Origin of the sequence: Streptomyces sp. SKN60 (genome assembly GCF_026236535.1) — a bacterium.
Taxonomy (GTDB): domain Bacteria; phylum Actinomycetota; class Actinomycetes; order Streptomycetales; family Streptomycetaceae; genus Streptomyces.
Genome location: NZ_JAHTMW010000040.1, coordinates 1 through 22285, shown reverse-complemented (window position 1 = coordinate 22285; position 22285 = coordinate 1). Strand labels below are relative to the sequence as shown.

The window sequence follows — 22285 nt, the reverse complement described above, 5'->3', positions numbered from 1 at the left end:
CGGCCTCGGTCACGTTCTCACTGGTCATCGGTGCATCCTCCATGATCGGGAGTTACACCGAACGATTTACAGTCCCGTACCCGGTCCGCGTGGAGGATCGCCTGCAGCGGCAGGGGCGGTGTCCGTGGGCGGTGTGTGCCATGGCTTGGCGGAGTTCGTCCTCGACACTAGAGGGTGTTGTGCGGCAAGGTCCTGGAGAGTCTCCGGAAACGCGGTGGGGGTACGGGAGGCTGGTCGGTGCTCTCCGTTGGGGTGCGGCAAGCGGCTGGTGGTTGTCCGCCGTGGGGTCCACGGGTCTGGGATGGTGGGGGCCGGCTGAAGGGATCGGACGGTCCTCGCTGTACTGGGTCAGCGCCGTCAGCCATAAGGTGTCGTGGCTCATACGCTGGCTGTCGGTGGTTGCGGCGGCTACGGCCGTGGCCGCCACGTACTTCATGCCTCGTGTCATGAGCAAGCTCCCGCGGATGTGAGCGAACCGGGCGGAGGGCGCCACTCCCCCTCTACAACCCCGTACATGCCGACCCTGGATGTCACAAGATCGAAGAAATCTGTCGGGTGTCCCACCCGCGCATGCACCGACAGCGGCAGTGCCTTTTCATGGTGAGCCCGGAGCCGCCACCGGCCGCCGTCACGGAGCGCCTTCCCTGACCGGTCGAGCGTCGTCTGCTCGACCACACGGCGATGGACGGGCGTCGAGTTTCATGACGACGCTCGCTTCTCCCCCGGCCGGGAAGCAGGGGGTGTCTCGAAGTGGTGGTAGTCCTTCTCGCTCCAGCGCCCGCCCCACTGCAGCCCACGGTTTTCGAATGCTCGGACCACCGGGCTCTCGGGCCCTTGGAGTGCGGCCCGGTGCGAACGACTGCGGTCCAGGTAGTAGGGGTGCGGGAACACTCCTGTCCGGGCCTCGAAGGGGTTCTCCCAGGTGTTGATGTCGATCGCCATCCCCCAGGCGTGCGGGGAGAGCACGCGCTGCTCTTCCTTGCCGTCGACGTAGCGGCAATTGAACCCGCTGGTATTGTCCGCTGCCATCGACGCGTAGTCGTCCGCGCCCTTGAGGGGGTCTTTGCCGAAGTCGTCGGCCAGCCTCATCTGACGGATGGGGTAACGCAGGCGATAGAGATCGGCGAAGATTGCCGCTGCCTGCTCGGCTATGGATTCGTGGACGACGATCTCCCCTCGGTAGCGGTATCCGTCGAAACCCCAGTAGTTGACCTGGACATACCTCAGATCTCCTCGCCCCACGGGACAGTTCTCTGCGAAGGAGACGCCCGTCATGCGTGCCCACACGGGATCGGGAATCAGTGAGACGACCGCGTTGGCCCCTTCCCCGATGGCGCGCGACCGCCGGGCTGGATCGGTAGAGGGACTTATGTGCGGCTGCGGAGCCCCCGGCGGATGGGCCACCTCCACTCCCGCGGGGCGGGTGTCGACCCGAAAGGCCTCGCTAGCCGCGGGGGCGACCGCACGGCTGCCGGGAAACACCGCGCGGTACTCGGCCGCCTTCCACGGTGCCACCCGCACCGGCACTTTGCCATCGGAGTCGAGGCGCAAAGTGTCGATGGTGCGCCACGAGGAGGTTCCGGTCACGCGGGTCTGCCAGTCGAGCCGGCTTCCACTGATCTCCATATGTGGGGCGGACACCGCAACATGCAGGATCTCGGTCTGCTCGCTCACGACCGTGTGGGACCCTGTGACGACCACCGAAGCATCCGCCACCGAAGCCGGCTCATCCGGCAGCACAGCAGACAAGCCGCTCTGCAGTACAGAACCACCCACGATGGCCACCGCGAACAGGGCACTGGTGCTCAGCAGCGAGACCACAGGCCGGTATCGTTGCGCCTTGGGGCGTTTGCACTTCAGCAACATCGATCATCCCATCCGGGCAGGTACGCCGTCACACCAACGCAACGGTCACCGGAAACAAATGGAAGGTCCCTCGCAGAGACGAGGGAAGCATTCCCTCCTCTACAACCCCGCCTGTGCCAGAGCTGGATGACATCGGCAGAGAGATCCTTTGAGCTCGTAACATGATCTTGCTGAGTGCTCCTGGTCGGCCGGTGACCGGTATGACGATTCGGCCGTTCGGGATGGTGTGAGTACCCGGCCGTGGACCGTGGACGATCACCTGTGGGCGCTGATCGAGCCGTTGCTGCCGCCCTGGCCCGAGAAGGCTCCCGGCCCCCGGCCGGTTCCGGACCGGCTGTGCCTGCAGGGCATCCTGTACGTGCTCCGCAACGACATCGCCTGGCAACTGCTGCCCTTGGAACTGGGGTTCGGCTCGGGTCAGACCTGCTGGCGGCGGCTGGAGCAGTGGCAGAAGACCGGGGTCTTCGACCGGTAGCACCAGACCCTGCTCGCCGAGCTGAGGGCAGCCGGCGAGCTGGACTGGTTCCGGGCGTGACCTTGGCGGCCTCGCTTGGCGATGCCGCCGCAGGGGGCTGGGTTCGGGACAGGCAGGAGGTTCTGGCAGCCAGGCTCCCGTCAGATCCTGGTCCGCCTACTCAAAGCGCGAGTCCGAGCCTCGTACATGGTCTCTTCCAACGGCACTCCCTCGTGGCAGTGCTGGACCTCGTACCCCCCGGTCCCGTCCATGGTGTCAGCATAGAAGTAGTTGCCGGTACCCGTGCCTGGATCGCTCCAGTAGTCGTAAAGGACGAGTTCCGGGTCGTCCTCCGCGGTGATCCGGGCCAGGAAGACTTCCACGCCGGCTGCCGATTCACCATACGACTCGCCAAGCAGTACGAAGATCTCTTCAGGGGTGCCCACTTTGCAGCTAAACCAAGGTTCTGCCAGAGACTTGAGTTGACAACGATGCACTTCAGGCAGGGTATCAACGTTGGCCAGGCTGACATTCATGGTGGTAGTCATGCGGACATCTTCCAACGGCGCGGCAACTGTCGTGGTCTGGGGTTGGGGTTGGGTCAGCACAAGTGTGATGCGCCCGAGATTCGCAAGGTTAGTTGATACCCTCCTTTTCTCAATGGCGCCGTCCTGTTGCTACGTAGATCGTTCTCTCTGAGGACGATCACGTCGAACTAGTGCACCGGGTCGGCGCACCGCTGGGCGGGCCCGGATCATCCTGGCGTGCGCTGACGGGACGCTACACCGGGAACATAGATGTCGCCGATCCCGAACGATGAGAGTCATCGATACTCATCAACGCCGATCCCGCCCCAGCGAAGGCCCCCACGGCGGTGAGAACTCGGCGCATCCGATCAAATCGCCGCACCCCGACCACTCACTGCAAAGAAGCCCCACGTCTCGCACAGGGTGAGAAGGCAGAACTGGACCCCACGGTGAGGCTGCGGCTGATCGGTGGTGCCTGGCCGCATACCGCCCAGAGGTGCCGACCCGAATAGTGATCCGCAAGACACGACAAAGGTCCCTAGCGGAGAGGTGCTGGCCGGTCACTAATCGGAGGCGGGCGAGCCTGTGGAGTGGGGAGGTGATGCATGGAGTGCGTGGGCGAGTTGGCGGCGGATGGTGACGCCCAGTTTGGTGCTGAAGGTGGTTGTCGACGGTGCGAACGGACAGGTGGAGGAGCTCCTCACCCTGGCCCATCTGAGGTGCGGTGATCACCGAGATCGGCCTGAAGTGCTGGGCCGACAAGGCATACCAATGCGCCGGCGGCTCCATCCGGGTGGCCTTCCGCGGACGTCGCCTCAAACGGTGGCAGCACCGCCACAACAGCACACACGCCAAGATCCGCTGGTTCGGCGAGCAGACCATGGCCACCCTGAAGGGTTGGCGCCTTCTACGGAAGCTCCGCTGCAGCACCAATCGCATCACAGCGATCGTCCAGGCAGTCCTCTTCCTTCACCACGCGTCAGCGCGAGGTTTGAAAAGGCTCACTGCATCTCGTCGCCCGACCGGTGACCGAACTGAAAGGGATCAGCGAATGCTCGGGTCGCCTGAGCAGAGCGCTGGCGACCCGAGCACTGTCCACTACGGAGCAATCATGATGGCGATGTCAGGAAATGCCACGTGATACTGAGCAATCTGCTGGCGAGACAGTGGACCCATTTGCACCTGGAAGTCATAGAAGTTAGTAATGCCATTCTCGACTCGGAAATTGAATGCGTGAGCACCATCCTTGCCACGCCCACTAACAATTCCCACGGTCCCATTTGGGTGATTGCGGGCAATTGAAAGCCACGCCTTGGCCAGACTCGGGGACGGAACAAATGGCTTACCAAAGAAGTTGGAAAGTGAACCCAGATCCCTGTAGTCCCTCGCTGCAGTCGTTGGTTCAACATTGGCGGCCATTGCAGGCCTACCCTTCAGATAGCCGACGCCTGCCTGTGAAGTGCACTGACAGTTCTCTGTCCCCCCGAAGCCATTAATGCCATTTTCAAACGAGCGTCGAGTCGGAGTACCAGTGGCACTAGGGAGGCCTCTTGCGTTACGCAAAGTGGCGGCCCCTTCGGGAGTCGGTGCTGCGGCTTCTGCGTGCGGCAAGGCTGCGTTCGTTGTCGCAAGGCTAGATGGCATTCCTGGTTCGATGAGTCGTCCAGGTTCGAGGGCTGATTCGTCGATGGGTCCTTCATTCATTGCGCTGAAGAAGATGTCGGTGACGGTGACGGCGAACCCGAGGGGGGGAAGGACCGCTCCGCCCCAGGCCTTTACTGGAGCCGTGAGCGTGTTTGCCGCAGCGTTTGCCTGCAGTTCTTGCTCGGTGGTGTTGAGGTTGGGCGTGGGTCCTGCTCCGGAGGCTCCGCCGTAGAGGTCTTCTGCGGCCATTCCGCTGGTTGCTGGGGGTATGTATCCGGCGCTGTCGGATCCGGCGTTGTTGGCGCAGGCGCTGAGCGAGTTGCTGCCGCAGGTGGCGGTGGGGCCGGCGTCGCTGTAGCCGGCTTCTGTTTCTTGGGGCAGGGGGGCGGGTGCGACGAGTGGGGGGGCGCTGCCGTATCCGGTGGAGCCGTCGGCATTGATCATTTCGGGTTCGTATCCGGTGGGGTCGGTGTAGTTGGTGGGGTTGGAGTTGACGTAGGCGTAGGCGTGGTTGGCGGTGACGGGGTCGGTGGTGAGGAAGGTTTTGGCGTAGGGGTCGTAGACGCGTCCGTTCATGTTGATGAGGCGGAGGTTGTCGTCGTGTTCCTGGCCGGTGAAGCGGTGGGTCTGGGTGGGGGTGGTGCCGGTGTATTTGGTGCCGTCGGGGTTGGTCTGCTTGCCGTAGGGGTCGTAGAAGAAGGCCTGGGTCTTGTTGCCTGCGGCGTCGAGGACGGTGCCGGTGGAGCCGAGCTGGTCGGTGAGGGTGTATTCGATCTTGGTGGTGGCGCCGTCGTGGACGGCCTGGCCGACGCCGGCGATGTAGTAGGTGTAGGTGGTCTTGCCGGCGGGGTCGGTGCGCTTGTCGAAGAGGCCGGGGACGGTGAGGGTGGTGCCGTCGGAACCGGTCTTCTTGATACGGGTGCCGAACGCGTCGTAGGCGAAGGTGGTGGTCTTGCCGGCCATGTCGACAATGGTCCTGGGCAGGTCGAACGCGGTGTAGGTGACCTTGCGCAGGGTGCCGCTCTGGGTGTCGGCTTGGATCATCCGGCCTTGCTTGTCATACGTGTAGGTCTCGGTGCCGGTTGTCTTGTCGGGGCTGGTGTCGGTGGCGAGGGCGTGGGGGCCGGCGTTGCGGGTGGTGTTGCCGTAGTTGCGGGTCTCGGTGGGGGCGATGCCGGTGGTGTTGGCGACGCCGGTGAGGTTGCCGATGGTGTCGAGGGTGTAGGCGGTGGTGGACTTCGCGGCGGTGTTGTTGGTGAGGTCCCAGCCGGTGAGGCGGTTGAACTCGTCGTAGCGGTAGGCCTCGTTGCGCTTGCCGCTGGTGTCGTCCTGGTCTCGGGTCTTGACCAGGCCGTTGTCGTAATAGGTGTAGTGCAGCTTCTGCAGGGTGGCGTTGCTGACGGTGTTGCTGACGAACTGGTCGGTGCGCCGGCCGGTGGCCGGGTCGTAGGTGTTGGTCACGCGGACGTTGGCGCCGAGGTTGCCGGCGGTCAGGGCACCGTCGTTGTTGCGCTGCCCGGTGTGAGCGAGCGTGACCGGACTGGTCGGGGTGGAGATGTCGTTGACGTCGACGGGGTAGTCGTTGCGGTTGTAGGTGGACTGCAGGGTGAAACGCGGCCTGCCCGGCGCGTTGGGGTAGAAGAGCTTGTCGGGACGGCCGGCGCTGTCGTAGGTGTTGATGGTTTCGTAGGTGGCGCCGTTGCCGCCGGTGGAGTTGTCGGTGATCAGCGTGTTGCTCGGGCGGGACAGGTTGTCGTAGCCGAACAGGGTCTCGATGCCGTCCGGGCTGGTGGCCTTCAGCATCTTGCCGATGCCGTGCGCGGCATCCCACACGAAGCTGGTGACCTTCTTGCCCGCGGCGTCAAAGTCCTCCCGGGAAGTGGTGCGGCCCAGGTCGTCGTAACCGAAGGTGCTCTTGTTCCCGGTCCCCTCATGAGTGAGGGTGTCGACCAATCCGTCGCCGTAATACGTGCTGGAGGTAGTACCCCGGTCCGGATCAACCGACTTGACCGGCCGTCCCAGCACATCGAACACCGTCGACGTCACATTGCCCTTGTCATCCGTCACCTTGTCCACCAGACCAAACGGCGCATAGTGATACGTAGTCTGGGCGCCGACAAATGTGGTGTCGGTGGGGTTCTTCTTGTAGAGGGTTACCTGTTCTGCCGGCCGCCCGTGGACGTCGATGTGGGTGTTGGTGTGGTTGCCCCGCTCATCGGTGGTGTCCACGAAGTCACGGTTCGGAGTGCGCACATAACGCCAGCTGACCGCGGTGTTGTCGGGGTTGGTGGTGGTGAGGGGCTGGTTGAGGGTGTCGTAGGCGGTGGTGGCGTTTTTAGGTGTGTCGGTGGCGGTGAAGGGCCGGGATGCTGAGGTTTGGCGGCCGAGGTGGTCGTAGGTGGTGGTGACGGTGACTGGTGTGCCGTCGAAGCGTGGCGCGGTGGCCTTGCGGGTGCGGCCCGCCATGTCGGTGATGACGTCGCTGCTGGATCCGCCGACGGTCTGGGTAAGGACCTCCAGGCCGTCGCGTTTGACCAGGGTGGCGGGGTCGGTGCTGTGGATGGCGCCGTAGGTGGTCAGCACGTCCCGCACACCGTCACCGCTGGACTTCACCGGCCGGCCCAGGTCATCGAGCTGGACGGTGGCCCGTACTCCGTTGACGTCCTCAGTCGCCACCGTCACCCCGAATGCCGGGTGCACGGCCTGCCAGGCGGAGGGCCGGGTCGCGGCGTTCTCGTGCTTCGACCAGGTCTGCGAAGCGTAGATCTTCTCGTCCGGCTGGCCGGGGAAGACCGGGGTGTACTCGATGTGATCCACACGGTCCACCCGGGCCGGACGGTCCGGGCGGTCCGGCACCCAGGTGGTTGCCATCGTCGGCACACCGAGCTGGGGGTCCAGGGTGTACGTCGTCTTGGACCGCACCTGGTCGTCGGTGTCGTTCTTCTGCTGCTCGACCACCGTCAGCCGGCCCTTGCCGTCGAACTCGTAGCCCGTGGTGCGGCAGGTCACCTTGATGGTTGCGGTGGAGGTGCAGCTGACATTGCTGCCCTCGGCCTGCGACTTGGCGCCTTCCGCAGCCGCCTGCGTGACCAGGGTGGGCAGACCGGTCAGCCAGTCCTTTTTGCGCTGGTCCGACAGGTCGTAATCAGTGTGCGTGTGAGTGAAAGCACCACCGATGGTGTAGGAGACGGCATCGACCTGATTGCCGAAGTCGTCGTACTGCTGGAGGGTGTCGGTCTGCCGGTCCACCGTCGGCGGCGCATTGTCCGGAACATCCCCGATGTGCGAGACGGCGTCGGTGCCAGCGAGGTTTTCCTCCCAGTGCATGGTGACCTGCTGGTCCCACTGCTTGGTAACCCCGTCATGCGGGAAAACGGCGTAGTTCCCGCCGTTATGGCCCGGACGGATCTCGTAGTTGCTGACGGTACGCGTGACGCGCGCCTTCACCGTGGCCGGGTGTCCAGGCACATCCGCGGACTTCATGATGGGCGTCACCGAGGTGACTTCCTTCGGAAGGGACGCCAACGGATAGTGGTTCTGGACCGCGGTGCGGTGGTCATATGTCGTCACGGTCTCACTCGGCTGATCCGGGTCCCATGCACGGACCACACCAAAACCGAGGAAGCCCTGCCGGGCATGCATCACCGGATCCCGGTAGGAATGCAGAACGGTGCGCGGCTTGTCATCCGAGGTGTAAGCACCCTGACGGGACACCACCTTCCGCACCACCGGCATGCCCTTGCGCACACACACCAGCGGAAAGGCACACTTGTCCTTGTCCATCAGCTCCGGCCGGTCGGTCCACTCGGTGCTGTACGAGACCGGACCCACCTCATCCCACGAGGCACCCTCATCCCGCACCGAAATAATCCGGTCGGTGAGAGGGGCCGCCGTCTGGGTCATGACGCGCAGATGACCGTCGTTCTTGACGATGTCCAGCCGGCCGTCACCGTTGAAGTCACCCAGCTTGGAGAACGTACGGCCCGCATTCGGGTCTGCGACACCGGCCGAGGTGTTCATTGAGGTGTCGGCACGGAAGGAACCATCCCCCTTAGAGTAGGAGATCTGGATCCGGTCCTGGCCGCCGGTGGTGTCGATCTCGTCATAGCCGAGTGCGCCCTCCAGTTCCGGGCGCGCGGCCCGCTCCAGGCAGGCCTTCTTGTCGTCCGCATCGCCGAAGCCAGCGCAGGTGACCTTCCGCTTGAGCGCGGTGTTGTAGAACGAGACCAGGTCATCGCGGCCGTCACCGTTCATGTCACCGATCTCGACATCGGCCAGCTCGTCGTGCGCAAAATCAAACTGCGTCCCGTCGTAGCGCAGGCCCCGCCCCGTGTTCCACAGGATGACGGCCTTCCGGTCCCACTTGCCGGCATCCGCCGCATCATGCTTCGTCGGAATCAGCAGCGCATCCAGCAGCCCATCCCCGTTGAAATCACCCAGCTTCGTCTCCCACCCATGCAACCCGTTGAACATAGGAGCGCCTACGGGCTTGGGGCCGGGGAAAGTGAGCTTCATCAGGCCAGCGCGCTGCTCGCCGATCGGCGGGTACTGCCAGTGCTCGTTGTTCTCCACCGTCTGGAAAGTGCCGTCATCAGCGAACCGGAAAGCTCGTGTCAGCTTAGCCTCCACATGCGACGGTTCCAGGCTCTCCCCACACGCCCATTTCGTGACCTGCCGGTCAACGTCCTGTTCCCACTGAGCGACGGAGCGGGTCATGCCGCTGGCCAGGATGTCCGCGCGGCCGTCGCCGTCCACATCCTCCACCCGCGTGTCACAGATGGGATCAACTGTCGCCGTCACCGGAACGTCCGTGTTGCCGGCCGTGCCCGTGAAAACCCCGGAGCCCTGGTTCAGACGCACCGTCAGCTTCGACTTCGGGACGTCGCCGGGCCGGTCTTGAACCATGTGAGGCTCGCCATAGGCACCCATGTTGATCGCAACATCACCGGGGCAGTCGTAAACCTTGTCCGGGTGGTTCGTAAAGCCGCACGGCTCCGACGGGGGCAGGTCGGTGGGAACCAGATCCTTCTGCGGGGGTTCCTGGCCCACCCAGTCCAGCAGCCCGTCGCCGTTGACGTCAGCAAACTGGCCCTGACGCTGGAACAGGCTGAAGAACGGGAACTTGATCTCCGTGTTCTCGAACTCGTGCTTGGCGTCGTTCCACCGCACAATCCGGGAGAACACGCCATCCAGGCCTGCCGATAGCACCAGATACTCGGTCTTGCCGTCCCCGTCGATGTCGACCGGACGCTGCTGATCCATGTTCGGAGGCAACCCCGGCCAGTCCCCCACCGGAGACACCCCGTCCGTCAGCGTGTACTGCGAGGCCAGCGGCTTCATCACACCATCGGCGTCCCGGCTGCCCAGCCTGACATCCGCCCGGGCCGCAGGCCCGCCGCCACCGGAATACACCAGATCATCGGCGCCGTCCCCGTTCAGATCCTGCACATGAACACCCGAACGCGTAAACGCGTCCTTGGAGGCGTCCTGCTTCACCTCACCCAGATCCGGAGAAGTGAACGCGGGCAGCCCCGACGCACTCCACGTGAACTGCTTCGCCGGAAGACACCCGTTCTTCGCGCCGCACTCCTGCACCGACGACAGCAGGGAACGCTGCCGGTTTTCCGAATCCGTACCGATGCCCAGGTATTTGAAAATGTACTGCCGCACCATCGAGGGGGCACCCGGGTTCGGAGCGATCATCTTGATCGCCTTCACCCGCTGCGTCAGATTCATCTGCACGCCGTTCACAAAAGAGAACGACTTATCAGCGCGGTCCTCATATTCGAACGAAACCGTGCGCTGAGCTTCCCGCCCCGTACCATACGTGTACTTGATATTCGACAGGACGAACTCATTACCCGATGTCCCGTTATTTGGAAGGCGCGAGTACGAAAAACGCATCTCGTCACCCGAGCGGTTCTTCTCACTCTCCAAAACCCACGAAACACGCGGCGTATCCGTCGCCACCACACGATTCGACGGCGCCGGATGCTGATCACGCTTGAAACAGTTATCCCCCAGCGTACTCGCATCATCCGCACATCCCGGGATATCCGGCACAGGCACTGGCGCATCGTCCTCGGTCAGGTCGACCGTCTCCGTCAGACGCGTCGCCGTCCGTGCCTCATACGTACGAATACGACCGTCCTTCGTGAACACCACGAACCTGTCCGGGCCCGCCTTCAGGTCCCCAGACGAATTCACCGAGACAATCTTGGCGAACGACTCCTCCTTGGTGAAGTACTCGGTGCTGTCCCCGCCGTACTTCCCGGTGCCGGCCGCGATCAGCTTCGCCCCGTCCAGGCAGAACCGGTCATTCTCATCGAAGTGGACACCCGACCGCGTCCCCTCCGTATCCCGCTCCTTGCCGCACCGGGTGATGGCCGAGCCCGTACCCGACAGCGACCAGCCCAGACCGAACACACCATCCCCGCCACCACTGGAATACCCCAGCGACAGACGTGGCTCAACCCCTCCACGCCCCCTCGGCACATCCAGCGGAATGCTGTAGGTGAACTGTCCCTGCGGCGACACACCCGCGGAACCCGCAAGCGAACCCGCCTTCACCCCCGCGCCCGGCGCACCCGGCAGCACAAGAGGCTTCGGCAAAGACGGCGGAACATCAGCCGCCCCGGCAGCAAAAGCCACCGCCGGCGCACCGGCAGCCAGCAACACCCCCACCACCGCCACGGCAAGGGCCCGCCTCACCGGCGACTCCCCCGGACTTCTGCGCGTAATCAAGATCAACTCCCGCTGAACAGAGAAAAGATTCCTGCACCTATTGACACGCCGCACCAAGAAGGAAAGGAGATCAAGGCGGGCTCTGGCCATTCACCAGAGACCTAGCAGTCGACGCTTCTCCCCCAACAGTCCGGACCGTAAGGCCTGTGCATCGGTCCGCGAGCCAGCAATCATTACTCAGAAGGGGGTGGGCGGGGTGTCTGAACCGTTCCGGGTTTCGGTTGAAATCTTGATGTGCCCGTGAGGTCTATTCACGGGCTTTCCGGGCTGCCTGTTCTTGATCACGAAGGTGGCCCTGCTCGGCGTTGGCGGTTGAGAGATCGTCAGTGCGTCGCCGAGGCAGGGCCGTTGAGCTGGAACGTTACGACCGGGCTGGAGAGGGATCAACTGGACGGGCTGATGGCGCGGGTTCATCGCGGGTGCTGGTGGAGGATCCGGGCCCGCCGGTGACGCCAGGCGGATGTGGGCGCTGGGCCTGTACTAGTCCGTAGTGCTGGTGCTGCTCCTGCTGCGGGCCAGGCCAATGCCTCCAGGCGATGGACCGCGTTGCTGCCGGTGGTGGAGAAGGTCCTGGCCGGCCATGTTCCCGCCCCGCCGAAGCGTCGGCTGGCCGAGTTGTCCTGATCGACGGGACTTTCGTCACGACTTGGGACTGGGCGAGCGAGGGCACTTCGATGTGCGCCAGATCTGGTCGAACAATCCGCAGGAACGACTGAACAAGGAGATCCGCTGGCGCCCCGACGTTGTCGGGATCTTCCTCGACCGCATCGCCGTGCTCCGGCTCGGCGGCGCGGTCCTGGCCGACCAGAACGTCGAGTGGACCCGAGGCCTGCCGCTCCATGGGCCGTGAACTCCTCGCCAAGGCCCGCCCCCACCCGATCGAGTCGCAAACCGACAAGACCGTCCTGCCCACCGAACTCACCGCATAGCTCAAAGACGAGATCACCGGGTGGCTGTCGATACACCACTCCAGCGGACGTGACTCCCGTCGATCCCAGCTGCAATCCCGGTCTAAGGTGCACCTGTGTCCGCCAACGCCAACTCACCAGCAGGTCCTGCAGCAGCGAGGGAGCAGTTCCGGGTGGCCATGCTCTCCCGTTTCACGGGGGGCCTCGTGCGCATAGCCGTACATACCGCACACTGCCCAGTGGTCCCAAGCGACGGAAAGGTCGTGGACAGCAGCGGCATATGGCATGTTGCGGACTTGGAGGGTAGCGAGGTCCCCCGGCAGCTTGCTCTGGCTAGAAGGAGGGGACTGCCCATATTGACGTCGTGTCGACGCTGCGGCGGATGGCGCACTTGACCCCCAGCGGCCGGACACCCGGTGACGAACGTCGACGTGGAACGTGTCCCGCGCGGGGCAGAGGCGTTGGTCCAGGCATGGTCTCCCATGCGGCAGGGCGCGGTGACACGTCCTGACTGCGATCCTAGGAAGCCGGACATGCCCCTGCTGCCACCCGAACCGCGGCCGCCCTCGAGATCGAGGCACTCGTCCGCACCCACAGACCCCCGCCGTGTCACCGTCCAGGTTCCCGCCGGCGAGCCGGCCCCGGCACCCTCAGCGCTGTGGCGCGTGCCCACCGCATGTGCGAGAAACCGGTGTTGGACAGTTTCTCTCCTGCGTACGGCGCTATGCTCCACCCGGCAATCCTGATCGTGAGATCAGGTACTCAGGGCGTACTGGAGTCTTGTTGAGTTCCAGGCCGGTCGCGTTCCGGATCGCGGCGAGGACGGCCGGGGTGGACGACAAGGTCGGGGCTTCGCCGACGCCACGCAGCCCGTATGGGGCGTGTTCGTCGGCGAGTTCGAGCACGTCGACCGGGATGGTCGGCGTGTCGAGGATCGTCGGGATCAGGTAGTCGGTGAAGGAGGGGTTCTTGACCTGGGCCGTCTTCGGGTCAAGGATGATCTCTTCCATCATCGCGATGCCCATGCCCTGGATGGTGCCGCCCTGGATCTGACCGACGACGGAGAGCGGGTTTATCGCCTTGCCCACATCCTGGGCGCAGGCCAGCTCGATCACCTTCACCAGGCCGAGTTCGGTGTCGACCTCGACGACCGCGCGGTGCGCGGCGAAGGAGTACTGGACGTGGCCGTTTCCCTGGCCGGTGTGCAGGTCGAAGGGTTGTGTGGGACGGTGCCGCCACTCGAGTTCTACCTCGACGTCCTTGTCTCCCAGCACGTCGACCAGGTCGGCGAGTACTTCGCCGCTTTCTGTGACGACGTTGCCGTTCTGGAGTAGCAGCTCTGCTGTGTCCCAGGCTTGGTGATACGAGCCGAACCTGCGTCGTCCGAGCTCCACGATTCTCTCACGTACCGCCTCACAGGAATGTTTGACCGCGCCGCCGCTGACATAGGTCTGGCGGGAGGCGGATGTCGAGCCGGCGGAGCCGATCTGGGTGTCCGCCGGGTGGATGATCACCTGGTTGACGCCCAGCTCAGTGCGGACGATCTGTGCGTGGACGGTGATACCGCCTTGGCCGACTTCCGCCATCGCGGTGTGCACGGTCGCGACAGGCTCGCCGTTGATGACTTCCAGGCGCACCTTGGCGGTGGAGTAGTCGTCGAATCCTTCCGAGAAGCCGACGTTCTTGATGCCGACCGCGTAGCCGATCCCGCGGACGATGCCTTCGCCGTGCGTGGTGTTGGACAGGCCGCCGGGCAGCTGCCGTACGTCGGTGCCCTCGCTGGTCTCCCACTGGCGCTCCGGCGGCATCGGGCGGTCCTTGACCCGGCGCAGGAGTTCGGCGACCGGGGCCGGCGAGTCCACGACCTGCCCGGTGGGCATGATCGTGCCCTGCTCCATGGCGTTGAGCCGGCGCAACTCCACCGGGTCCATGCCGAGCTTGGCGGCGAGTTTGTCCATCTGGGCCTCGTAGGCGAAGCAGGCCTGGACCGCGCCGAAGCCGCGCATGGCGCCGCAGGGCGGGTTGTTGGTGTAGAGCGCGAGCGCCTCGATGTCCACGTGGTCGACGGCGTACGGACCGACGCTCAGCGAGGCGGCGTTGCCGACGACCGCTGGGGAGGAGGACGCATAGGCACCGCCGTCCAGGACGATCTTGCACGTGATGTGCGTGAGTTTGCCGTCCCTGGTGGCACCGTGCTCATAGTGCAGCTTGGCCGGGTGGCGGTGGACATGTCCGAAGAAGGACTCGAACCGGTTGTAGACGATCTTGACGGGCTTGCCGGTGCTCAGAGCCAACAGGCAGGCATAGGTCTGCATGGAGAGGTCTTCGCGGCCGCCGAACGCGCCGCCCACGCCGGCCAGTGTCATGCGCACCTTCTCCTCGGGCAGGCCGAGGATGGGCGCGATCTGCCGCAAGTCGCTGTGCAGCCACTGGGTGGCGATGTAGAGGTGGACGCCACCGTCCTGTTCCGGCACGGCGAGACCGGACTCGGGGCCGAGGAAGGCCTGGTCCTGCATGCCGAAGGCGTAGTCACCCTCGACGATCACGTCGGCCCGCTGACGGGCCTCCGCCACGTTGCCGCGGACGATCGGCTGGCGATGCAGGATGTTCGGGTGCGGGACATGGCGGGAGTGGTGGTCGTCCCGGTTCTCGTGGATGAGGATCGCGTCCGGGGCGAGCGCGGAGGTCTCGTCGGTGACGACGGGCAGCTGTCTGTATTCCACCTTGATCTTGGCGGCGGCGCGGCGTGCGGTCTCCGGGTGGTCGGCGGCGACGATCGCGACCGGCTCGCCGTGGTGGCGTACCTTGCCGTGGGCGAGGACCGGGGTGTCCTGTATCTCCAGGCCGTAGTTCCTCGCCTCGGTCGGCAGGTCGTCGTAGGTCATGACCGCGTAGACGCCCGGCGTGGCCATGGCTTCGGAGGTGTCGATCGACACGATCTCGGCGTGCGCGACCGGAGAACGCAGGATCTGTCCCCAGAGCATGTCTGCGTGCGACATGTCGGATGAGTAGGCGAACTCTCCGGTGACCTTGAGGGTGCCGTCCGGGCGGAGCGTCGATTCGCCGATCCCGCCCTTGCTCTGTGCGTCCTGCGTGATCTTCACGGGAGTGTGGTTGGTCGGCACGGTCAGACGTCCTCGGACTGCCGGGCGGCCGCCAAGCGGACCGCGTCCATGATCTTCTCGTAGCCGGTGCAGCGGCACAGGTTGCCTGACAACGCCTCGCGGATGTCTGCATCGGTCGGGTTCGGGTTGTGCTCCAGCAGCTCATCGGAGGCGACCAGCAGTCCTGGGGTGCAAAAGCCGCACTGGACCGCGCCTGCGTCGAGGAACGCCCGCTGGATCGTGGAGAGTCCGGTGCCCCCGCCGGTCGAGTCGCTGATCTCGGTCTCCTGCTCTTCGGCCTCGTCCGGCGGCGAGCCGCAGGCGGCGCGGGAGCGCTCTGTGACGTAGTCCGCCAGGCCCTCCACAGTGACGACGTGGCGGCCCTCGGCCTGGCCGGCGGCAACGAGGCAGGAGCAGACCGGCACGCCGTCGAGGCGCACGGTGCACGCACCGCACTCGCCCTGCTCGCAGGCGTTCTTGGAACCAGGCAGACCGAGGCGCTCACGCAGCACGTACAGCAGTGACTCGCCCTCCCAGACGTCGTCTGCCACCTGCGGACATCCGTTGGCAGTGAAGGTGACGCGCATTAAGCGGCTCCCTTCGAGGCGCGGCGGGAGCTGCGGTACGACTCCACAGTCCACGTCAGCGTTCGGCGGGCGATGACGCCAACCGCGTAACGCCGGTAGCTCGCAGTGCCCCGGGCGTCGTCGATCGGGTTGCAGGCAGCCGAGCACAGCTCGGCGAACCGCTTCACGACCGACGGAGTGATGATCTTTCCGTTGTCCCAGAAGCCGCTCTCCTCGAGTGCCGCGTTCAGGAACTCCTCCGCGGCCCTCGCCCGGACCGGGGTGGGCGCCGCCGAGCCGATGCCGGTGCGGATCACACGGGTCTCGGGGTGCAGAGCGAGGCCAAAGGCGCAGACGGCAATGACCATGGCATTGCGGGTGCCGACCTTGGAGTACTGCTGTGGGCCGTCGGCCTTGTTGACGTGGACGGCGCGGATCAGCTCGTCGGGCTGAAGCGCGTTGCGCTTGACACCGGTGTAGAACTCGTCGATCGGGATGAGACGGATACCGCGCTCAGCCGACTCGACCTCGACCTCGGCACCGGCCGCGAGCAGCGCGGGGTGGGCGTCGCCGGCTGGGGACGCGGTGCCGAGGTTGCCGCCGACGCCACCACGGTTGCGGATCTGCGGGGAGCCCACGGTGTGCGAGGCAAGCGCCAGCCCCGGTGCCTCGGTCCGTAGGTGCTCCATGATCTTGGCGTACGGCACGGAGGCGCCTAGCCGAACGCTCGCCTCGCCGACTTCCCACTCATAGAGGTCGCCGATGCGGTTCAGGTCGAGGAGGCACGCCGGCCGACGGTGGTCGAAGTTAATCCCGACCATCACGTCAGTGCCACCAGCGATGGGCACGGCGGCGGGGTGCTCTGCCTTCGCAGCAAGCGCCTGTTCCCAGCTGGCGGGGCGGAGGAAGTCCATGACCGGTTCACCCTTCTTCATCAGGCCTGGGTCAAGATCAAGCATCTTGGGGCTCGCACACAGCCACTGTGCCGTCGCACCTCGGCCCCTCGGCCGGCCTGCGCCCCAAAGGCATGGCAGGGGGTAGGGCGAGATCCAGGGGCAGAGTTCGGATCCCGCCCTACCTGCTGGCCCGCCGTGTGGGGGCGACACGGCGAACCCCAGCCGGCCGTGTCGTCAGGAGCGGCCGGCGGTCTGTGGCTATGCCGCGGTCACGCGGGCCCAGTGGGTGATGCCGCTGGGGTGCGCACGGGTGCCGTGAGCATCGGAGAGGGCGTCAATCACGTCCAGACCGCGGCCGTGCTCTTCACGGCTGCACGAGGAGGTCCAGGGCCCGTCATGTGCGGCCGGGCCGCCGTCGGTGACTCCCACCCACACCCGTTCGCCCGCGTGCTCCCGGTGCAGGTGCAGCGCGAGCGGCGGCCGGGCGTGTTCGACGGCATTAGTGACAAGTTCTGAGACCACCAGCAGCACCGTGTCTACCGTCTCCCGGTTCACCTGCCAGGCTTCCAGCACGGACTGCGCGGTGTGCCGGGCGACGCCAGGCGCCTGCGGACGGTGCTCCAGAGTCCAGGAGACGTCGCCGCCGCAGTCGCGATCGTCGACGGGTTTACGCGGAGCGGGGACCCGGGCCCGGCGGCCGTCGTCGGCGGCCGACAGCGTCGCCCGCCGCCCGGCGGCCGCACAGCCGGCGGGGCCGGTGCGGTTGTCATGAGCGGCGACAAACATGGCGATCACTTCCGTGGCAAGACGAGCGGCCCAACGGGCCCGGGCGGAAGGAAGCCGGTAACGGGACCTGCCTCCCTTGCTTCCCTCTATGGACCACCCTGCGCCGACACCACTCCACGACACCTGAGCAATCACTGCCCAATCCGAAGACCTTTCACGGTTGGCTGTGTCACTCTCAGGGGATGTCGTTTCAACGTAATTCCGGGAGTCCGTGACCACGGGTCCCGCAAGATCAATGTCACCGACTCCGGATGTCACTACGGCCCTTCCTCGCGGGCCGATTGTGGCCGTCGCCCGCCGACAGCAAAGGCCCGCAGCAATCGAGCAAGGGGCCGGAGAGCCGCGCGTCGGGGACCAGTGCGCAGGTGCCCCGAGTCGCTGACAGCGCTTCCGGCCCCAACAAGGTGACTCCCGCCGTCACCTCGGAACGACTCCCGCACTGAGATGCAAAGCCAGCTGGCCACCTTTGATCTGGACCCGCGAGAACGGCTACCAGCTCGGCGCCGAACGGGCCGCCCTGGAGGCATACGAACGGGCTGTGGTCAACGACAAGCTGACCGAGTTCCGCAGGTTCATCACCGGCACAGTCGCCCCGGAGGGGACAGCAGCACCGTCAGCCGCCAGCCTGACACGCGTTGGGTATCAGCTACTCATGACGGCATCTGATGGCGCCAAGGAACGTGGGACTCCAGGCCCGGTCTGCGTTGACTGACCGTGTGCAAACCGGGCAGACCCCACGCTGGGAAGGTGGGCCTCCGTGAATAAGGCCGCTGAACTTCCGGCCCGACTGCCGGACAAGCAGGTAATCCAGGTATGGGCGCAGGCCCTGTTCTGCTCCCCCCTACGTCGGCAAGACCCGATCAGTGCGGGGAAAGTATGGGCGACGGTCGCCGAAGAGCTGACCCGCCACGCGGCAGTGCCCGGCGGATGCGCCGGAGCAGTCGCGCAACGGGCCGGGGACTATCCCGAGCTCTTCATCGAGCGGATGACCTGGTGCCTGGAACAAGCCGCCGGCGCCTTCGCGGCTCCCTGCTGCAATGGATGCCAGACCCCATGAACAGCACCGCGGCCCTCCGGCCCCGCAACGCGGTCATCTGTCCCACAATTGCGGGAGGCGCGGCATGCGCGGCAGAGGAGGCCGCCCGCAGCCAGCTCTGGTGGACGGCTCATCTTGCTGCCGGCGGATCCGGCCACGTGTCCGTCCACGTCGATACCCTGCGCCGTTGGTCAGGTGTACTGATCGACGCTCTCCTGGCTTTCCACGACAACATGACGCACCTACCTGGGCCTGAGGCTCGTTTCTGGCAGCGGCATCTCGTCACGTCTACCGAGGAGCGTCTGCAGCCGGTCACCAGCGGCCTGCTGATCCGCCGGTGGCTCGTCCATGCCCGCCACCGCACGCAGTCCCGCATCTACCCCAGGCATGACAAGCAGCTCTACCAGTCCTGGGTCCCCCACCTGGTAGTTGCGGTCCGTGACCTGATCGGCGACATCGCCGCAATCGTCGCACACATGATCCACACCGGGCAGGACCCGGCCACCATCGCCCATCTCCGGCAAGCCCGCCATATCCTCCAGCACGCCTGCTGTCACCTGAACAGGCCCAACACACTCCGAGCCACCTCGAATGAGGGCCAGTAAGTGCCAAAGGGCAAGGCCTGTATCGCGCAGGGAGCGTGACAGGCTCGGCAGGTCTCGTGCATGCCGGTGACGGCGACCCGCTCGGTGCCTAACCGGGAAAAATCTTGCTGTACACCTCCAGTCGGCAGGCAAAGCGACGCCGGCGTCAGGTAGTGAGGCACGCCGCTCATCGAGGAAGCTCGAGAGCAGGGCCGTTGGATCGGATGCGCTACGCATCCGATCCGCAGGCGGTAACTCTTGCGCCCATGGCCGGTACGTCGACGACCAGGAAGTACGCTTCGTACTTGAGCTTCACGATCACGCCAAGCTCGTATTCCGTCTCGACGCCGAAGTGAGGCTCGACCCGCTGATCGGCGAACATACCGAGCGCACTGCCCTCGAACTCGTACGCCACATACCGCTGCCTTCCCGCCCGAGCCCGCTTGTTCAGTCGGCGTCGGCCTCACCCAGCGCTCCGTGCCCGCGCCGATCGCGATAGGAGACGTCGAGGCCTGTGGGCAACGCGCCCTCGACCCGCCTGATCCTCGGCTTCGGCGTCTGCCTCATCCGCAGACGTTCGCAGACCGCCCGGAGAGTGCAGCCCTGGACAGCCGGTCATGGGGACCGTCCTGGGAGTTGGTCTTCCAAGATTTTCATAGGTGTTGACCGTCCCGGCGAGGGCGTCAGTTGAGCAGGATGAGCTGGCGGAGGAGGCGGTCGCGCACAGTGGGCAGCAGTCCAGGGGAAGGCGGTAGATCCAGACTCGAGGGTCTCGGCCTGGTCTGTTCAGGATCTTAGCCACGGTGTTGTCGAGTAGGGCGGCGCTGGTGTCATGGGGGTATCTAGGGCCTCGGCCTTGTGACAGTCGATGCGGATGCAGTCGGTGATACGCAGTTCGAGGAGGACGGCTGCGGCGAGGCTAGTTCGACGCTCCAGGACAGCATCGTGCTGCCGAGCAGCTCGTGCGCTGGCAGGAGGAGGTCGTCCGGCCGGGATACGGTCTGCATGCGGGTCAGGGCTCCCGGCCCGGCACGGGTTCTCCAGGAGAATCCGTGCCGACTGCTGGGTGGGGCGGAGCGATGCCGAGGAGGCGGGCGGCATTTCCTTGCAGCAGGTCCGTGCGCGTTGCGGGCTTGAGGTCGAGTCGCTCCAGGGACTCGTTCAGACGTGGCCGTGCTGGCGAGTGCGCCCGCCAGGTGGAACCCAAGGCGACCTCCAGGACGCCGCAGCGTCAGACCTTGCGGCCTTCCGAGTAGCTGTCGATCCACGGGATGGTCGAAGGAGCGCGCCGAACCACAGCCCGGCGGTCGGCTGACGGCCGAAAGAGGTTGGGGCGGGATCTCCCCGGGCGTGTGGGAGGTCCCGCCCCATCTCCCCCCTCATGTCGGCCTGGCTGTGGGCGGTGTGGCCAGGCCGGCCCGGTCCCGGGTCAGGTCGGGGCCGGGGGCTTTGGGTTCAGGCGGCGGTGAGTCGAGCCCAGTGGGTAGTGCCGCCAGGGTGGCTGCGGGTGCCGTGAGCATCGGCGACTTTTTCGATGATGCCGATGCCGCGGCCGTGTTCGTCCTCGGCACACGAGGAGGTCCATGGTCCGCGGGTGGAGGCGGGACCGCCGTCGCTGACGCCGACCCACACGCGGTTGCCGGCTCGCTCGCGGTGCAGATGCAGAGCGAGAGGCGGCTGGGCATGCTCGACGGCATTAGTGACCAGCTCGGACACCACCAGGACCACCGCGTCGGTGGTCCGCTCGCCCATACGCCAGTCGTGCAGAACTTCCTCGACCGTGTGACGCGCGGCCCCAGCCGCCTGCGGGTCGTGTTGCAGTGTCTGGGACATGTCACTACTACCCGAGGGCGTTCGCGGCTGCGGGACGCCCACCCTGGCGTTGCTGCCGGTGCCCTTCTGCATACCGACTCGCGGTCCCGCCCCAGCGCCGTGGCCGCTGTGGCCGGTGGGGCTGCTAGTAGCACTGATGGCGTACATGGCGCTCACTCCCAGTGAGACGGTTCCTTGAGGCGGGGAGCCGAACCCGAGGGCTTCGGGATCGATCTCGGATTCCCTCACCACCACACTCCGCCCACCCCTGTCTCCGTACCTGAGCAATCGCTGCTCAAAGCAATGGACCGACAGGGCATCGAGACACACTCACACCAAGGACTGAGAGGAGGCGACTGCCCAAGGTCACAGAAACTGCTGGTCAGAGGCCAGAAAGCTTGTCCGAGCGGGCCGGGTCCCGATGGGCTGGCCGACGGCTTCGGCGAGCTTGGGGCGTGCAGTGGCGTCGCGCCTGCCGCCGACGGGCCACAGGTGACCATAGCGGCTTCGGTGGCCTGGCGGAGGGCGGCGGTGCCTTTGACGACGCGGACGGCGGCATCGATGTCGGCCCTGGCTCCGTCGGGGCCGCCCGAGCCGACGACGTCGCGTATGGCACCGGTAACCGACTCTCCCGGAGACGACCCGCGAACGGGGCGGTGGTCGGCGTTGGCCTGCGGCTGGGGCCGCCGAGGGGTTCTGCAGGAGGGAGTCGATGAGCTAGGCCGTGTATCGAAAATGGATCTTGAGTGTTGAATGATCATGGTCCATGAGTCGGGGAGATCTCACGGACGGGCAGTGGGCGGTGCTTGAGCTGCTGCTTCCTCACGGCTGCGGCCTTGGAGTTCGACAACCGCCCCAGCCCGGTACGCGACGCCATCGCACACACCACCGACCGCTGGCTCACCCACCTCACACACCTCGCCATGGACGCGGTCGAAGCCGGAGATCTCCCGCCCGACACCGGCCCGGCACAAATCGCCTTCGAGCTCAACGGCATCGCCATGGTCGCCAACCAAGCCAGCTCCAGCACGACCCCGCCGACAACGGCATGCGCCGCTGCCGCTACCGAGGACAGAGCAAAACCCACGTCCAGCACGTCCTGACCGCCATCGCCATCAACATCGAGCGCCTCGGCGGTCTCTCACCGACCGAGGAAGCACCCCCTACCCGCCGGCCGACCGCCTTCCAGAACTACCTCGACCAGCGCGAGATCCCCCGGCCAAAATCCTGGCGCACCCTGGGCACCTGACCTCAGCAACTCCAAGATCCCCGACAGAGTCAGGGACTGTAAATCGTTCGGTGTAACTCCCGATCATGGAGGATGCACCGATGACCAGTGAGAACGTGACCGAGGCCGA

At 65.6% G+C, this 22285-nt stretch carries 12 protein-coding genes and 3 pseudogenes; 6 read left to right on the top strand and 9 right to left on the bottom strand.

Annotated elements, in window-relative coordinates; genetic code table 11:
• Nucleotides 1–699 precede the first annotated feature (699 nt).
• On the bottom strand, nucleotides 700–1866 hold the full coding sequence (locus KV205_RS35520; protein WP_265869160.1) for a M15 family metallopeptidase: 1167 nt from the start codon (nucleotides 1864–1866) through the stop codon (nucleotides 700–702).
• A 247-nt stretch (nucleotides 1867–2113) separates the two neighbouring features.
• On the opposite strand from KV205_RS35520, the pseudogene KV205_RS35515 reads away from it, so the two are divergent.
• Nucleotides 2114–2338, top strand: a pseudogene (locus KV205_RS35515) (transposase); the annotation flags it as partial.
• 143 nt (nucleotides 2339–2481) lie between these two features.
• On the opposite strand, the gene KV205_RS35510 reads toward KV205_RS35515, so the two are convergent.
• Nucleotides 2482–2868 (bottom strand): hypothetical protein, encoded by a 387-nt coding sequence (locus KV205_RS35510; RefSeq protein WP_265869158.1) that lies wholly within the window; start codon nucleotides 2866–2868, stop codon nucleotides 2482–2484.
• Between the two features lie 706 nt (nucleotides 2869–3574).
• Here KV205_RS35510 and KV205_RS35505 point away from each other — a divergent pair.
• A pseudogene (locus KV205_RS35505) lies at nucleotides 3575–3832 on the top strand (transposase family protein); the annotation flags it as partial.
• Between the two features lie 113 nt (nucleotides 3833–3945).
• Here the strand turns inward: KV205_RS35505 and KV205_RS35500 are convergent.
• A complete protein-coding gene (locus tag KV205_RS35500) occupies nucleotides 3946–11184 on the bottom strand; it encodes an RHS repeat-associated core domain-containing protein (protein ID WP_265869157.1) in 7239 nt (2412 codons plus the stop codon).
• Between the two features lie 730 nt (nucleotides 11185–11914).
• Here KV205_RS35500 and KV205_RS36680 point away from each other — a divergent pair.
• Nucleotides 11915–12064 (top strand): annotated as a pseudogene (locus KV205_RS36680) (transposase); the annotation flags it as partial.
• Between the two features lie 801 nt (nucleotides 12065–12865).
• On the opposite strand, the gene pucD reads toward KV205_RS36680, so the two are convergent.
• From pucD to KV205_RS35475, 4 genes are all read right to left on the bottom strand, one after another.
• Entirely contained in the window at nucleotides 12866–15268 is a 2403-nt protein-coding gene (pucD, locus tag KV205_RS35490; protein WP_265869156.1) for a xanthine dehydrogenase subunit D, read from the bottom strand.
• A gap of 2 nt (nucleotides 15269–15270) precedes the next feature.
• Nucleotides 15271–15834, bottom strand: a complete 564-nt coding sequence (locus KV205_RS35485; RefSeq protein WP_265869155.1) for a (2Fe-2S)-binding protein — start codon at nucleotides 15832–15834, stop codon at nucleotides 15271–15273.
• A complete protein-coding gene (locus tag KV205_RS35480; RefSeq protein ID WP_265869161.1) occupies nucleotides 15834–16727 on the bottom strand; it encodes a xanthine dehydrogenase family protein subunit M in 894 nt (297 codons plus the stop codon). The genes KV205_RS35485 and KV205_RS35480 overlap by 1 nt, the downstream gene beginning before the upstream one ends.
• A 240-nt stretch (nucleotides 16728–16967) precedes the next feature.
• Nucleotides 16968–17495: an ATP-binding protein gene (locus KV205_RS35475; protein WP_265869154.1), complete on the bottom strand. Its 528-nt coding sequence runs from the start codon at nucleotides 17493–17495 to the stop codon at nucleotides 16968–16970.
• Between the two features lie 1053 nt (nucleotides 17496–18548).
• On the opposite strand from KV205_RS35475, the gene KV205_RS35465 reads away from it, so the two are divergent.
• Nucleotides 18549–19136: a hypothetical protein gene (locus KV205_RS35465; RefSeq protein WP_265869153.1), complete on the top strand. Its 588-nt coding sequence runs from the start codon at nucleotides 18549–18551 to the stop codon at nucleotides 19134–19136.
• 208 nt (nucleotides 19137–19344) lie between these two features.
• Here the strand turns inward: KV205_RS35465 and KV205_RS35460 are convergent, their stop codons facing one another.
• Both KV205_RS35460 and KV205_RS35450 read right to left on the bottom strand, forming a co-directional pair.
• Nucleotides 19345–19530 carry a hypothetical protein gene (locus KV205_RS35460; RefSeq protein ID WP_265869152.1) on the bottom strand — a complete coding sequence of 62 codons (186 nt, stop codon included), beginning with the start codon at nucleotides 19528–19530 and terminating at the stop codon, nucleotides 19345–19347.
• 1040 nt (nucleotides 19531–20570) lie between these two features.
• Nucleotides 20571–20948 (bottom strand): ATP-binding protein, encoded by a 378-nt coding sequence (locus KV205_RS35450; RefSeq protein WP_265869151.1) that lies wholly within the window; start codon nucleotides 20946–20948, stop codon nucleotides 20571–20573.
• Nucleotides 20949–21763: 815 nt separating this feature from the next.
• Between KV205_RS35450 and KV205_RS35445 the strand changes: the two genes are divergently transcribed.
• Nucleotides 21764–22030: a TetR family transcriptional regulator C-terminal domain-containing protein gene (locus KV205_RS35445; RefSeq protein ID WP_265869149.1), complete on the top strand. Its 267-nt coding sequence runs from the start codon at nucleotides 21764–21766 to the stop codon at nucleotides 22028–22030.
• Nucleotides 21976–22176 carry a transposase gene (locus KV205_RS36675; RefSeq protein ID WP_374214778.1) on the top strand — a complete coding sequence of 67 codons (201 nt, stop codon included), beginning with the start codon at nucleotides 21976–21978 and terminating at the stop codon, nucleotides 22174–22176. Before KV205_RS35445 ends, KV205_RS36675 begins: the two co-directional genes overlap by 55 nt.
• Nucleotides 22177–22285 lie beyond the last annotated feature (109 nt).

Excerpts from the sequence above, each read along its gene's own strand:
- KV205_RS35510 (WP_265869158.1), bottom strand. The coding sequence starts at position 2,868 with ATGACTACCACCATGAATGTCAGCCTGGCCAACGTTGATACCCTGCCT.
- KV205_RS35450 (WP_265869151.1), bottom strand. The coding sequence starts at position 20,948 with ATGTCCCAGACACTGCAACACGACCCGCAGGCGGCTGGGGCCGCGCGT.
- KV205_RS35480 (WP_265869161.1), bottom strand. The coding sequence starts at position 16,727 with ATGGACTTCCTCCGCCCCGCCAGCTGGGAACAGGCGCTTGCTGCGAAG.
- KV205_RS36675 (WP_374214778.1), top strand. The coding sequence starts at position 21,976 with ATGCGCCGCTGCCGCTACCGAGGACAGAGCAAAACCCACGTCCAGCAC.
- KV205_RS35475 (WP_265869154.1), bottom strand. The coding sequence starts at position 17,495 with ATGTTTGTCGCCGCTCATGACAACCGCACCGGCCCCGCCGGCTGTGCG.
- KV205_RS35520 (WP_265869160.1), bottom strand. The coding sequence starts at position 1,866 with ATGTTGCTGAAGTGCAAACGCCCCAAGGCGCAACGATACCGGCCTGTG.
- KV205_RS35485 (WP_265869155.1), bottom strand. The coding sequence starts at position 15,834 with ATGCGCGTCACCTTCACTGCCAACGGATGTCCGCAGGTGGCAGACGAC.
- KV205_RS35465 (WP_265869153.1), top strand. The coding sequence starts at position 18,549 with ATGAACAGCACCGCGGCCCTCCGGCCCCGCAACGCGGTCATCTGTCCC.